General features: G+C 71.4%; 10 protein-coding genes. 3 read left to right on the forward strand and 7 right to left on the reverse strand.

The window, feature by feature from the left end:
- The first annotated feature begins 113 nt into the window (after positions 1-113).
- Complete coding sequence (locus ACFPIH_RS07665) at positions 114-977, forward strand: mycofactocin-coupled SDR family oxidoreductase (protein ID WP_381169500.1); 864 nt, start codon at positions 114-116, stop codon at positions 975-977.
- Here the strand turns inward: ACFPIH_RS07665 and ACFPIH_RS07670 are convergent.
- Genes ACFPIH_RS07670 through ACFPIH_RS07690 form a run of 5 tightly spaced genes read right to left on the reverse strand, consistent with a single transcriptional unit; the run spans position 946 to position 6565 of the window.
- Complete coding sequence (locus ACFPIH_RS07670) at positions 946-1950, reverse strand: NADPH:quinone oxidoreductase family protein (protein ID WP_381169502.1); 1005 nt, start codon at positions 1948-1950, stop codon at positions 946-948. The genes ACFPIH_RS07665 and ACFPIH_RS07670 overlap by 32 nt on opposite strands.
- Positions 1947-3125, reverse strand: a complete 1179-nt coding sequence (locus tag ACFPIH_RS07675) for an acyl-CoA dehydrogenase family protein (protein ID WP_381169504.1) — start codon at positions 3123-3125, stop codon at positions 1947-1949. Before ACFPIH_RS07675 ends, ACFPIH_RS07670 begins: the two co-directional genes overlap by 4 nt.
- Positions 3122-3889, reverse strand: a complete 768-nt coding sequence (locus ACFPIH_RS07680; protein ID WP_381169506.1) for an SDR family NAD(P)-dependent oxidoreductase — start codon at positions 3887-3889, stop codon at positions 3122-3124. The genes ACFPIH_RS07675 and ACFPIH_RS07680 overlap by 4 nt, the downstream gene beginning before the upstream one ends.
- Positions 3890-3899: 10 nt before the next feature.
- Positions 3900-5048: an acyl-CoA dehydrogenase family protein gene (locus tag ACFPIH_RS07685; protein WP_381169508.1), complete on the reverse strand. Its 1149-nt coding sequence runs from the start codon at positions 5046-5048 to the stop codon at positions 3900-3902.
- 44 nt (positions 5049-5092) lie between these two features.
- Entirely contained in the window at positions 5093-6565 is a 1473-nt protein-coding gene (locus tag ACFPIH_RS07690) for a FadR/GntR family transcriptional regulator (RefSeq protein ID WP_381169510.1), read from the reverse strand.
- 138 nt (positions 6566-6703) lie between these two features.
- On the opposite strand from ACFPIH_RS07690, the gene ACFPIH_RS07695 reads away from it, so the two are divergent.
- Together ACFPIH_RS07695 and ACFPIH_RS07700 are read left to right on the forward strand one after the other, a co-directional pair.
- Positions 6704-7900 carry an acyl-CoA dehydrogenase family protein gene (locus ACFPIH_RS07695; RefSeq protein ID WP_381169512.1) on the forward strand — a complete coding sequence of 399 codons (1197 nt, stop codon included), beginning with the start codon at positions 6704-6706 and terminating at the stop codon, positions 7898-7900.
- A 57-nt stretch (positions 7901-7957) separates the two neighbouring features.
- A complete protein-coding gene (locus ACFPIH_RS07700; RefSeq protein WP_381169514.1) occupies positions 7958-9199 on the forward strand; it encodes a cytochrome P450 in 1242 nt (413 codons plus the stop codon).
- Positions 9200-9335: 136 nt separating this feature from the next.
- Here ACFPIH_RS07700 and ACFPIH_RS07705 read toward each other — a convergent pair whose 3' ends face one another.
- Together ACFPIH_RS07705 and ACFPIH_RS07710 are read right to left on the reverse strand one after the other, a co-directional pair.
- Positions 9336-10979 (reverse strand): thiolase C-terminal domain-containing protein, encoded by a 1644-nt coding sequence (locus ACFPIH_RS07705; RefSeq protein WP_381169516.1) that lies wholly within the window; start codon positions 10977-10979, stop codon positions 9336-9338.
- Positions 10976-12121, reverse strand: a complete 1146-nt coding sequence (locus ACFPIH_RS07710; protein ID WP_381169518.1) for a thiolase family protein — start codon at positions 12119-12121, stop codon at positions 10976-10978. The genes ACFPIH_RS07705 and ACFPIH_RS07710 overlap by 4 nt, the downstream gene beginning before the upstream one ends.
- Position 12122: the final 1 nt, after the last annotated feature.

Here is a 12122-nt window from a genome sequence, read left to right on the forward strand (position 1 = left end):
GCGTGCTGATTGTGTGCACTGATCGTGTCCCACTGAACGGGAGAAGGCGCATTCCCCCTGCCCTCTCCCCCGCTATTCAGGTTACTCTTTTATGTGACGGAAGGAGACCCCTCATGGGTCGAGTGCAGGACAAGGTCGTCTTCATCACCGGAGCCGCCCGCGGCCAGGGCAGGGCCCAGGCGATCCGGCTCGCCGCGGAGGGGGCCGACATCATCGCCGTGGATCTCTGCGAGGACATCGCCACCAACGGCTACCCGCTGGCCAACGCCGAGGACCTGGAAGAGACCGTGCGCCAGGTCGAGAAGCTCGGCCGGCGGATCGTGTCCCGCAAGGCCGATGTGCGCGATCCGGCGGCGCTCAAGGCGGCCGTGGCCGAGGGGGTCGCCGAGCTGGGACGGCTCGACGCGGTGGTCGCCCAGGCCGGGATCTGCCCGCTGGGGCCGCAGCAGACCGCGCAGGCCTTCCTCGACGCGATCACCGTCGACTTCAACGGGGTCGTCCATGCCGTCGACGCCGCGTTCCCCCATCTGCCCGACGGCGCCTCGATCGTCGCGACGGGCTCCATCGCCGGGCTGATCCCGGCGACCACGGACAACCCGGCCAACGGGCCCGGCGGGCTGGGGTATTCGTTCGCGAAGCGCCAAGTCGCCGCGTTCGTACATGACTTGGCGACGGTTCTCGCCTCCCGGCGGATCCGGGTCAACGCGCTGCACCCGACGAACGTCAACACCGACATGCTCAACAGCGATGTGATGTACCGGTCGTTCCGGCCCGACCTGGAGAACCCCGGCCGGGAGGACGCGCTGCCGTCCTTCCCCGCGACGACCGGCTTCGGCATCCCCTATGTGGAGCCGGAGGACATCGCCGACACGGTCCTGTTCCTCGTCTCCGACGAGTCCCGCTATGTCACCGGCATGCAGATGCGGGTGGACGCGGCCGGCTATGTCAAGCGGCGTCCCCAGCTGCCGGCGTTCTGACCGTCAGGTCGATGACCACCTTGCCGGTGGTACGGCGTTCCGCCACATCGGTCAGGGCGGTCGCCACCTCGGCGAGGGGATGGACGCGGGAGACGAGCGGGCGCATCCCGTCCCGGACCATCCGGGCGAGCGCCCGGTCGCCGGCGGCCACCGCGTCCGGGGCGTACTGGCGGAGCATACGGATCTCGAAGCCCCGTACGACCGCGTCCTTGAGCAGAACCAGGTTCAGCGGGATCCGCGGGATCTTCCCGTCGGCATAGCCCACCGTGACAAACCGGCCGCCCCGCCGCAGTGCGCGCAGGGCGGCCTCCGCGTGGTCGCCGCCCACCGGGTCGACCACGAGGTGGGCGCCCTCGCCGCCGGTCAGTTCACGGATCCGGGTCTTCAGGTCCTCGCGCACGTAGTCGACGGCGCCCTCCGCGCCGAGCTTGCGGGCGATCGCGAGCCGCTCCTGGCTCGACGCCGCCGCGACGACGCGCATCCCGAGCCGGGTCGCGATGTCGACGGCCGCCGAGCCGACCCCGCCCGCGGCGCCGAGCACCGCCACCCACTCCCCAGGCGCGCCCTGTCCGACGGTGACCAGGGAGTGGTAGGCCGTCGCGTAGGTCACGTGGAACGCCGCGGCGTGGACCATGTCGAGCCCGTCGGGGACCGGACGCAGACCCGCGACGGGCACCACCACCTGCTCGGCGAAGGCACCCGTGAGGACCGCCCCGGCCACGGGTGAGCCCACCGCCGGGCCGGACACCCCCTCCCCCAGCGCGGCCACCACACCCGCGAACTCACTGCCGGGCGTGAACGGCAGCGGCGCGGGCACCTGGTAGCGGTCCGCCACGAGCAGCACGTCCGGGAAGTTGACCGCCGCGGCGTGCACCCGGACCAGTACCTCTCCCGGGCCGGGTTCGAGGTCGTCGAGGTCGACGACCGAGAGACCGCCGGGCGGCCCGTACTCCGTGCAGCGTGCGGCTCTCATCGGGTCCTCCCGGTGGTCGGCATCGACGGGTCCCGGGGCAGACCCAGTACCTGCTCGGCGATGGTGTTGCGCTGGATCTCGGCGGTGCCCGCGCCGATCGTGGAGGCCCGGGTGCGCAGGAATCCCCACACCCAGCGTCCGCGCTGGACGGCGTGCGGATCCCGCTTGCCGAGAACCCCGTAGGGTCCGAGGAGTTCCACGGCGAACTCGTGGAGTTCCTGCTCGAAGGCGACGATGAACAGCCGCGAGGTCGAGGAGGCCGGACCGGGCTCGCCCTTCGCCATGATGTCGGCGATGGTCCGCATCCCGGTGAGCCGCATGATCCGCACCCTGATCTCGAAGTCCGTGAGCCGGTCGCGTACCAGGGGGTCCGCGGTCGCGCCCCGCTCGTGCGCCAGCTCGATCAGCTCGTCGAGCACGCGCCGGTACAGCGCCGCCTGGTTCATCGCGCCGGCCGCGCGTTCATGGCCGAGGCTCGTCCGCACCAGCGGCCAGCCGCCGTTCTCCGCACCGATCCGGTCGGCGACCGGTACCCGTACGCCGTCGAAGAAGATCTCGCAGAAGTGCGCGTCCCCGGTCAGGTCCCGCAGCGGGCGCACGCTCACCCCTGGGGCGTGCGCGTCGACCAGCAGATAGCTGATGCCGTCCTGACGCGATTCGGGGGGTCCGGTGCGCACGAGGGTGAAGAGGACGTCTGCGATGTCGGCCGAACTGTTCCACACCTTCTGCCCGTTGACGACGTACTCGGCTCCCTCCCGGCGGGCCGTCGTACGCAGGGCGGGCAGGTCGGAGCCCGCGTCGGGCTCGGAGTAGCCCTGCGCCCACACCGAGTCGCCGCGCAGCATGGGGCGCAGGTGGCGCTCCTTCTGCTCGGGTGTGCCGTACTTGATGAGGGTGGGGGCGGCGATTCCCAGTCCGGTGCCCAGGGGCCCGGGAACCCGGGCGCGCGCGTACTCCTCCTGGTAGATGACCTGGCGGGCGAAGGACAGTTCCATGCCGCCGTACTCACGTGGCCAGCTCGGACCGGCGTATCCGGCGTCGTACAGCGTGGCCAGCCATTTCTTCTGCCATGCGAGGCGCTCGGCGGGATCCTTGGGACGACGGCCGGGGTGCTGCTCCGTCAGGAAGGCACGCAGGCCGTCGCGGAACCGCCCGTCGGTCTCGACGGCTGTCATCGCGGGGCCATACGGATCGCGCCGTCGAGGCGGACGGTCTGGCCGTTGAGGTAGGGGTTCTCCAGCATCTCGACGGCCAGGCGGCCGAAGTCGTCCGGTTCGCCCAGGCGCTTGGGGTGAGGCACGGTCGCGGCGAGGCCGTCCCGGATGTCGGCGCGCAGCCGCCCCAGCATGGGCGTGTCCATGATGCCGGGGGCGATGGTGTTCACCCGGATCTGCCAGCTGGCCAGGTCACGGGCGGCAACCAGGGTCATGCCGTGCACACCGGCCTTGGCCGCGGTGTACGAGGTCTGGCCGATCTGGCCGTCGAACGCGGCGACCGAGGCGGTCAGGACGACGGCACCGCGGTCGCCGTCGACGAGGTCGTTGCCGGAGAGCCGCGCCGCGGCCAGCCGCAGGACGTTGTAGGTGCCGACCAGGTTGACCCGTACGACCTCGGCGAACGTGGCGAGTTCGCCGGGGGTGCGGTCGCGGTCGATGATCCGGGTACGGTCGCCGCCGCGCCCGGCGCAGTGCACGACGAAGCGCAGCGGGCCGAGTTCCGCCGCGGTGTCGAGGGCGGTGGTGACCGAGGCCTCGTCGGTGACGTCGGCGCGCACGAAGCGGGCGGCGTCGCCGAGGTCGGCGACCGCCTTGACGCCCTGCTCCTCGGAGATGTCGGCCAGGACGACCCGGCCGCCGCGCTCGATGATCCGGCGCGCGGTGGCCAGTCCCAGGCCGGAGGCGCCTCCGGTGACCAGTGCCGATGAACCGTCGATGTTCACATCAAACTCCTCACAGGCCCAGGGACTTGCTGATGATGGTCTTCAGGACCTCGCTGGTCCCGCCGTAGATGCGGGTCACCCGGGCGTCCGCGTACAGCCGGGCGATCGGGGACTCGAGGATGTAGCCGTAGCCGCCGTGCAGTTGGAGACAGCGGTCGACCACACGGCCCTGTGTCTCGGTGCAGAACAGCTTGGTCTTGGCCGCGTCGGCGGGGCTCAGTTCGCCGGCGACGAGCGCCGTGACCGCCGCGTCGAGCAGCGCTTGGGCCGCTTCCCACTCGGTTGCCATGGAGGCCAGTTCGAACTTCGTGTTCTGGAAGTGGGCGACCGGCTTGCCGAACACCGTCCGGTCGCGGACGTAGGTGACGGTCAGGTCGATCGCCGCGCGGGCCTGGGCGACGGCACCCACCGCGATGGCCAGCCGTTCCTGGGCGAGGTTGCGGCCCAGGTGGGTGAACGCGGCGCCCTCCTCGCCGAGCAGGTTGGCGGCGGGGACGCGGACGTCGTCGAAGGACAGTTCCACGGTGTCCTGCGTCGCGAGGCCGATCTTCTCCAGCTTGCGCCCGACGGTGAACCCGGGCATGCCCTTCTCCACCACCAGCAGGGACAGGCCGGCACGCCGGTCGTCCGGGTCGGTGGCGGTGCGGGCCACGACGATCACCAGGTCGGCGTGATGGCCGCCGGTGATGAAGGTCTTCGCCCCGTTGAGCAGGTAGTGGTCGCCGTCACGGACCGCCTTCGTCCTGACGCCCGCGAGGTCGGAGCCGGTGCCCGGTTCGCTCATCGCGATGGCGGTGTACAGGTCACCGGAGGCCAGTCCCGGGAACCAGCGGGCCCGTTGTTCGGAGTTCGCGAGGCCCGTGAAGTACGGGACGACCACGTCGAGATGGGTGCGCAGACCGCCCAGGGTGACACCCGCGCGGGCGCACTCCTCCTGGATGACGACGTTGAAGCGGTAGTCGTCCTGGCCGCCCCCGCCGTACTCCTCGGGGACGGCCGTACCGATGATGCCGAGCTTGCCCAGCGCGGTGAACAGATCGCGGGGCACGAGGCCGGCTCGTCGCCAGTCCTCGTACACCGGGAGCACTTCGCGGGCGAGGAAGTCCCGGACCAGAAGGCGGAAGTCCTCATGGGGCTGTTCGAACAGGGTCCGGCGCATCGAAGCTCCTTCGACTCACACTCGACCCTATTGAGTATACGTAATTAATGCCACCAAGGAATGAGTGCATCCAAATGACGCCGCATCCGGTGCCGGGCCACCCCGGCGTCGCCCTGCACGATCGCGTCGAGGATGCGCTGGTGGACGTGCTGCACCTCCTCGGCCGCCCGGTCTCCGGGCAGCGGCCGGTCATGGCCGGAAGCGTGCCGGCGGAACAGCTCGGTGATGATGGCGAGGAAGAGCGACAGCACCGGATTCTCCGCCAGGGCCGCCAGTTCGGAGTGGAACAGGTCGGCCTTGCGGAGGTCGTCGGCCGGGCCCTCGGTCGTCCACCTGACGGCCTTCGCGAGCCGGTCGGCGACCTCGGTGCCGCCCTCGGCCTGGCGGGTGGTCACCCGGGCGACGACGCCCAGCTCGATGGCGTTGCGGACGATCCGCAGATCGTCGGCGGTGACGCCCTGGTATTCGAGGAACAGCGCCATCGTGTCGATACTGGCCTGCGGCTCGGGCTCGGTGACGACCAGTCCGCCCCCGGGCCCGCGGCGCATCCGGGCGACCGAGTGGTACTCCAGGAGCCGGACGGCCTCCCGCAGGACGGCACGGCTGATCCCGTAGCGGGCCAGCAGATCGGTCTCCGAGCCGAGCACCATGCCGGTCTGCCAGCCCCGCGCCGCGATGTCGTCGTGGATCCGGGCCGCCACCACTTCGGCGAGCTTGGCCCGCGGCCCCTCGACCAGCTCGGGCTCGATCACCTGTCCCGCGATCCGCTGCCCTCGGCGCACCCGGTGCTTCTCGATCCAGGCGGCCACCGACTCCAGATGCGCGGTGAGCTCGGTCTGCGCGCGGGCGCCGTCGTCCGCGATCACGGCGTCGACGACGGCGCGATGCGCCCGGTGCGAGGTCTCCTTCGCCGCGTGCATCTCCCCCTTGGTGACCCGACGGGAGGTGTGCGCGTACCGGGCGGTGAGGCGGGTGAGCACGTCGATGAACAGGTGCAGCACCGGGTTTCCCGACAACTGGCCGAGTGCCGGGTGCAGCGGGTCCTGCGAATGGACCGACGGGTCGTCCCAGTGGGCGTGTTCGGCGTCGAGGACGGCGCGGAGCGTGGCGATGCCCTCTTCGGTGATCCGTTCCGCGGCGAGGCCCGCGGCGATCGGTTCGAGGAGCCGACGGGCCTGGAGGAGGTCCGTGACGCTGGTTCCGACGTATTCGAGGTAGATCACCATGGCCCGGGTCGCCGGTCCCGCGTCGGGGGCGCAGACGATCAGGCCGCCGTTGGGGCCTCGCCGCATTCTGGCGACCTGGTGGTGCTCGACCAGCCGTACCGCCTCGCGCAGCACCGCGCGGCTCACTCCCAGGCTCTCCCGCAGGTTCACCTCGGAGCCCAGCGACTCCCCGACGGGCCAGCCCCGGCGGATCACGGTCGCCTCGATGCGATGCGCGGTCTGTGCGGCCAGCTTGCCGACCGGGGCGCCGGCCTCACCGTCGGCGGGCTCGCGGTCGACGGCAGTCGCCATGGGCCAACTCCTCTGAGGGGATATTGCGGATCCCCAGTCTATTCGCCATGGGCGTCGGGCACTGGCAGACAGGCCAACGCCATGGTTAAAGTATACTCATTTTAGGCCACGCGGCATGACGACTAGGAGTCGACAGCGATGCGACTGGAGTCCACGCCCGAGCTGGAAGCGTTCCGGAGGAAGGTGCGGGCGTTCGTCGCGGAGCACGCGCCCGGCGTCAAGGCACACTCCGGGGTGCGCGCGCCCGTGCCGGCGCTGATGCCGGCGATCCGGGAATGGACGGCGAAGCTGTACGAGGCGGGCCTTCTCGGGATCGACTGGCCCGCCGAGTACGGCGGCCGGCCCGACGCCCACCCCCTGGAGGCGTCCGTCGTGGCCGAGGAGATCGCCCGCGCCCGCACCTGGGCGCCCGTCGGCGCGGCCTCGCTGGCCTCGGCGGCCCTGGTCGCGTTCGGCACCGAGGAGCAGCGGGCCCGTTTCCTGCCCCGGATCCGCACCTGCGAGGACGTGTGGTGCCAGCTGTTCAGCGAGCCGGAGGCGGGCAGCGATCTGGCGGCGCTGCGGACGCGGGCGGTCCGTGAGGGCGAGGAGTTCGTCGTCGACGGCCAGAAGGTGTGGACGACCAACGGCCAGCACGCCGACATGGGTTACCTGCTCGCGCGCACCGACGGCGACGCCCCGAAGCACCGGGGCATCACGGCGTTCGCGCTGGACATGCGCAGCCCGGGGGTCGTCGTGCGGCCGTTGCGCGAGCTCACCGGGACCACCGACTTCAACGAGGTCTTCCTCGACGGTGTCCGGATCCCGGCCGCGAACGTGATCGGCCGGGTGAACGACGGCTGGCGGGTGGCGATGAGCAGTCTCGGCCGCGAGCGTTCCGGCGTGGCCGCACGGGGCGTCGAGCTGTTCGCGGTGCTGGAGGACCTGGTCCGGCTCGCCGAGGAGACGCCGGTGGGCGGCCGGCCCGCGCTCGACGACTCCGCCACCCGGCAGACGATCGGCGAACTCGCCGCGCGGGTGCAGGTGAACGCCGCGCTGATCGGTCTCGCGCAGTCACGGATGCTGCACGGCACGGAGGAACCCGCCGACGCCCTGCTGGGCAAGATCTTCTTCAGCGAGCTCAACCACGACCTGGCCGACTTCGGGCTGCGTCTGCAGGGCACGGACGGCCTGCTCACCGAGGACGACCCGGAGGCGGTCGCGGAGGGCTGGTGGCAGGACGCCCACCTGTACTCGCGCGCGTACACGATCGCGGGCGGGGCGAACGAGGTGCTGCGCACCCAGGTCGCCGAACGAGGGCTGGGGCTGCCTCGGGAATCTCGTCACCAGGGTTGATTGTACCGACCGGTCGGCATACGGTCTCGTTCGAGACGACGAGAGGGCGAGAGAACCATGACCGACAGCGTGGCCGGAATGGACACCGCCGAGGAACTCCCGGAGTTCCCGTCACCCCGATCGAGCCAGTGCCCCTTCGCGCCGCCGCCCGGCCTGCTCGAACTGCACGACACCGGGAAAGCCGCGGTACGCGCCAGGACGTGGGACGGCACCACCCCGTGGGTCGTCACGGACCACGCCGTCCAGCGTCAGTTGCTGACCGACCCGCGGCTCAGCGCCAACATCGGCGCGCCCGGCTATCCCCACACGACCGAGGCCATGAAGGCGCACGCGGCCGAGATCCAGCCGTCGATCAACAACACCGACGGCGCCGAACACACCCGGTGGCGCCGGATGCTGACGAACTCGTTCACCCGGCACCGGATGGAGAAACTCCGTCCGGAGATCCAGCGGATCACCGACGACCTCATCGACCGCATGCTGGCCGGCCCCAGCCCGGTCGACCTGAACGAGGCGCTGTCCCTCCCGCTGCCGTCACTGATGATCTGCGCGCTCCTCGGAGTGCCGTACGAGGACCACGAGTTCTTCCAGGCGCACGCGGGCGTCACGAACGCGCGGTTCAAGACCGCCGAGGAGGCGGCCCGGTCGACGGCGGATCTGCGCCGCTACATCTCCGGGCTCATCGAGGCCAAGATGGACGATCCCGGTGAGGACGTCCTCTCCGACCTCGGTGCACGGGTCAAGGAGGGCGTGCTCACCATGGCCGATGCCGCCCCGCTGGGGCACATCCTGCTCGTCGCGGGCCACGACACCAGCGCCAACATGATCACCCTGGGCACCGCGCTGCTGTTGCAGAACCCCGAGCAGCTCGCGGGGCTGCGTGAGCACGCCGACGATCCGACGTACGTGACGAACGCCGTCGAGGAGCTGCTGCGCTACCTCACCATCCCCCATCTGCTGGCGCGGCGGGCCGTGGTCGAGGACATCGAGGTCGACGGTGAGACCATCCGCGCGGGCGAGGGCGTCATCGCGTCGCTGCCGGCGGCCAACTGGGACCCGAAGGCGTTCCCCGAGCCGGAGAAGCTCGATCTCACCCGCAGGGCGTCGCATCACCACGCGTTCGGCTGGGGCCCGCACCAGTGCGTCGGACAGCAGCTGGCCCGTGTCGAACTGCACGTCGTGTTCAGCACACTGTTCCGCCGGGTGCCGAACCTGCGGCTCGCGGTCGACGTCTCGGAGCTGAAGTTCAAGGAGGACTCCCAGGCCTACGGCATCTACGAACTGCCGGTCACGTGGTGACCACGATGAGGTCCGTCCTGACGGGCGCGAAGAACGAGGTCGACGTGGTGGAGGTCGAGCACGTCGTCGTCGTGGACATCGTCCCCGAGCGCTGGAGACTGGGTACCCCACCGAGACTCCTGCCGAGCAAGGCGTCCTACGTCGGTTTCCTCAGCAGCATCGCCCCTGACGGCACTCCCCCGCCCGCCGTGACCACCGCGACCCGGGCGCCCTGGACCTGACGGCCCTCGGCGTCCCCGCGCAGTTGCAGCATGGCCTCGCGGACGAAGCCGTAGCCGTGCAGCCGGCCCGCCGAGAGCTGGCCGCCGTGCGGGTTCAGCGGGAGGTCGCCGTCCGGAGCGATGGTCTTGCCGCCGGCGAGGAAGTCGGTCGCCTCGCCCGGTCCGCAGAAGCCGAGGCCCTCGATCCAGGACAGGGCGTTGAAGGTGAACCCGTCGTAGAGGAGCGCCACGTCGACATCGGCGGGGGTGAGGTCGGTGCGGGTCCACACATGGGCGGAGGGGCCGTGCGACTGCGGCAGATGGGTCAGGGTGTCCTGGTCCCAGCTCAGCCGTTCGAGCACGGCCGTGCCGACGGCCTCCACCAGGACGGGCGGTCGGGGGCGGTCGTACGCCGTCTCGATCGCGGACACGACGACGGCCACCGCGCCGTCGCACGGCACGTCGCAGTCGTAGAGGCCGAAGGGCGTCGTGATCATACGGGCGTCGAAGTAGTCGTCGAGGGTCATCGGGGCGCGGTGGAGGGCCTCGGGGTTGCGGGCCGCGTTCGCCCGCGCGGTGACCGCGATGGCACCGAGGGCCTCGCGGCCGACGCCGTAACGGTGCATGTAGTGCGAGGCGTTGCAGCCGATCCACTGGGCCGCGGACATGGCTCCGAAGGGCGCCCGGAACTCGAACATGCCGGTGGCCCGGCCGCCGCCGGACTGCCATCGGCCCGACTTGAGCAGCGCGCCGTGGGAGGACTCCCACACCGTGCGGAAGCACAGCACGTGCCGGCACAGTCCGGCGGCGACCGCGAGCATGCCCGCCGTGATCGAGCCGATCTGGCCCGGCACCTCGCGGGCTCCGTTGACCCAGGTGGGGCGCAGTTGCAGGGCCTCGGTCAGGGCGGTGACGCCGCCTTCGCTCATGCCGTCGGGGGACGGTCCGGGGTAGGTGGAGAGTCCGTCGATCTCGTCGAGGCCGAGGCCCGCGTCCTCGACGGCGGCCAGGCACGCGTCGACCGTCAGGGAGAGCGGGTCGACCATGAGGCGGCGGCCCACGCGTGACTGTCCCACGCCGGTCAGCGCCACCCTGTCCTCGTACTTCCGCGAGGAGGCCATGGGACGTGCGCGGACCTCGCGTGGCTCGGGGAGCGGGCCGGGGCCGTCGGCCGCGTCCGGGTCCGGTTCGAACAGCGGGACGTGCACGTCGTCGTCCTCGGTCCGCTCGAACCGCACCCGGACCCGCATGCCGACGCGCACCTCGTCCGGCTCGCAGCCGACGATGTTGGTGGTAAGGCGTGCCCGGTCGTCCTCGGCGAGGGCGACCACGGCGACGACGTACGGCGGTGGGAACTTCGGCAGCCAGATCTGGTGGTTGACGCTGAAGCCGACCACGACCGCCTTGCCCGAGACGGGGGCGAGGGCCACCGCGCGGCTGCGGCAGGAGGGGCACAGCGGCAGCGGCGGATGGAAGCGGCGGTCGCAGTCCGCGCAGCGGGAGATCCGCAGCACCCCGTCCGCCCCCGAGCGCCAGAAGTCGGCGCTGGCCAGCGTGGGTTGGGGAAGGGGGCGGGTCATGACAGCAGCTCGATGATCGTCGCGTTCGCGGTGCCGCCGCCCTCGCACATCGTCTGGAGGCCGTAGCGGAGGTTCTCGCGCCGCATCCGGGCCAGCAGCCGTGTCATCAGGATGGCGCCGGAGCCGCCGAGCGGGTGGCCGACCGCGATCGCTCCGCCGAGCGGGTTGAGCCGCTCGGGGTCCGCTCCGGTCTCGGCCAGCCAGGCCAGGGGGACGGGGGCGAACGCCTCGTTGACCTCGTACACGCCGATCTCGTCGAGGGACAGGCCGGAGCGGCGCAGTACCTTCTCGGTCGCGGGGATCGGGCCGAGGAGCATCGTGATCGGGTCCGCGCCGCTGACCGCTCCGGAGTGGTAGCGGGCGATCGGGGTGAGGCCGAGTTCGCGGGCCCGCTCCGGGGTGGTGACGAGCAGGGCGGCGGCGCCGTCGGAGATCTGGGAGGAGTTCCCGGCGTGGATCACGCCGTCCTCCTTGAACGACGGCTTGAGACCGGCCAGTTTCCCGACCGAGGTGCCCCGGCGCAGGCCCTCGTCCATGGCGAACTTGGTGCCGTCGACCTCGACCGGCACGAGGTGGTCGTCGAAGACGCCCGCGTCGATCGCCGCGGCGGCCTTCGCGTGCGACCCGGCGGCGAACTCGTCGAGCCGGGTGCGGGTGAACCCCCAGCGTTCGGCGATCAGTTCGGCGCCGGTGCCCTGGCTGAACTCGAAGCCGTCGTAGCGGGCCAGGGCGCCGGGCCCGTACGGCTGTCCCGTGGTGCGGTGCGAGCCGAGCGGCACCCGGCTCATCGTCTCCACCCCGCCCGCGACGACGAGGTCGTACTGGCCGGACATGACGGCGTGGGCGGCCTGGTCGACCGCCTGCTGGCTGGACCCGCAGGCCCGGTTGACCGTGACGGCCGGTACGTGTTCGGGCCAGCCGGCGGCGAGCACCGCGAACCGGCCGACGTTGCTGGACTGGTCGCCGATCTGGGTCACACAGCCCCAGATCACGTCGTCCACGGTGCCGGGATCCACGCCGGTGCGCTCGACGAGGGCGCCCAGCACCTTCGCCGAGAGGTCCGCCGCGTGCACCGGGGCCAGCGAGCCGTTGCGCTTGCCGATCGGGGTGCGTACGGCGTCGACGATGACGGCGTCTCGCATG

The sequence above is a fragment of the Streptomyces vulcanius genome (genome assembly GCF_042653945.1).
Taxonomy (GTDB): Bacteria; Actinomycetota; Actinomycetes; order Streptomycetales; family Streptomycetaceae; genus Streptomyces; species Streptomyces mangrovi.

Excerpts from the sequence above, each read along its gene's own strand:
- ACFPIH_RS07705 (WP_381169516.1), bottom strand. The coding sequence starts at position 10,979 with ATGACCCGCCCCCTTCCCCAACCCACGCTGGCCAGCGCCGACTTCTGG.
- ACFPIH_RS07690 (WP_381169510.1), bottom strand. The coding sequence starts at position 6,565 with ATGGCGACTGCCGTCGACCGCGAGCCCGCCGACGGTGAGGCCGGCGCC.
- ACFPIH_RS07685 (WP_381169508.1), bottom strand. The coding sequence starts at position 5,048 with ATGCGCCGGACCCTGTTCGAACAGCCCCATGAGGACTTCCGCCTTCTG.
- ACFPIH_RS07675 (WP_381169504.1), bottom strand. The coding sequence starts at position 3,125 with ATGACAGCCGTCGAGACCGACGGGCGGTTCCGCGACGGCCTGCGTGCC.
- ACFPIH_RS07710 (WP_381169518.1), bottom strand. The coding sequence starts at position 12,121 with ATGCGAGACGCCGTCATCGTCGACGCCGTACGCACCCCGATCGGCAAG.
- ACFPIH_RS07665 (WP_381169500.1), top strand. The coding sequence starts at position 114 with ATGGGTCGAGTGCAGGACAAGGTCGTCTTCATCACCGGAGCCGCCCGC.
- ACFPIH_RS07695 (WP_381169512.1), top strand. The coding sequence starts at position 6,704 with ATGCGACTGGAGTCCACGCCCGAGCTGGAAGCGTTCCGGAGGAAGGTG.
- ACFPIH_RS07670 (WP_381169502.1), bottom strand. The coding sequence starts at position 1,950 with ATGAGAGCCGCACGCTGCACGGAGTACGGGCCGCCCGGCGGTCTCTCG.
- ACFPIH_RS07700 (WP_381169514.1), top strand. The coding sequence starts at position 7,958 with ATGACCGACAGCGTGGCCGGAATGGACACCGCCGAGGAACTCCCGGAG.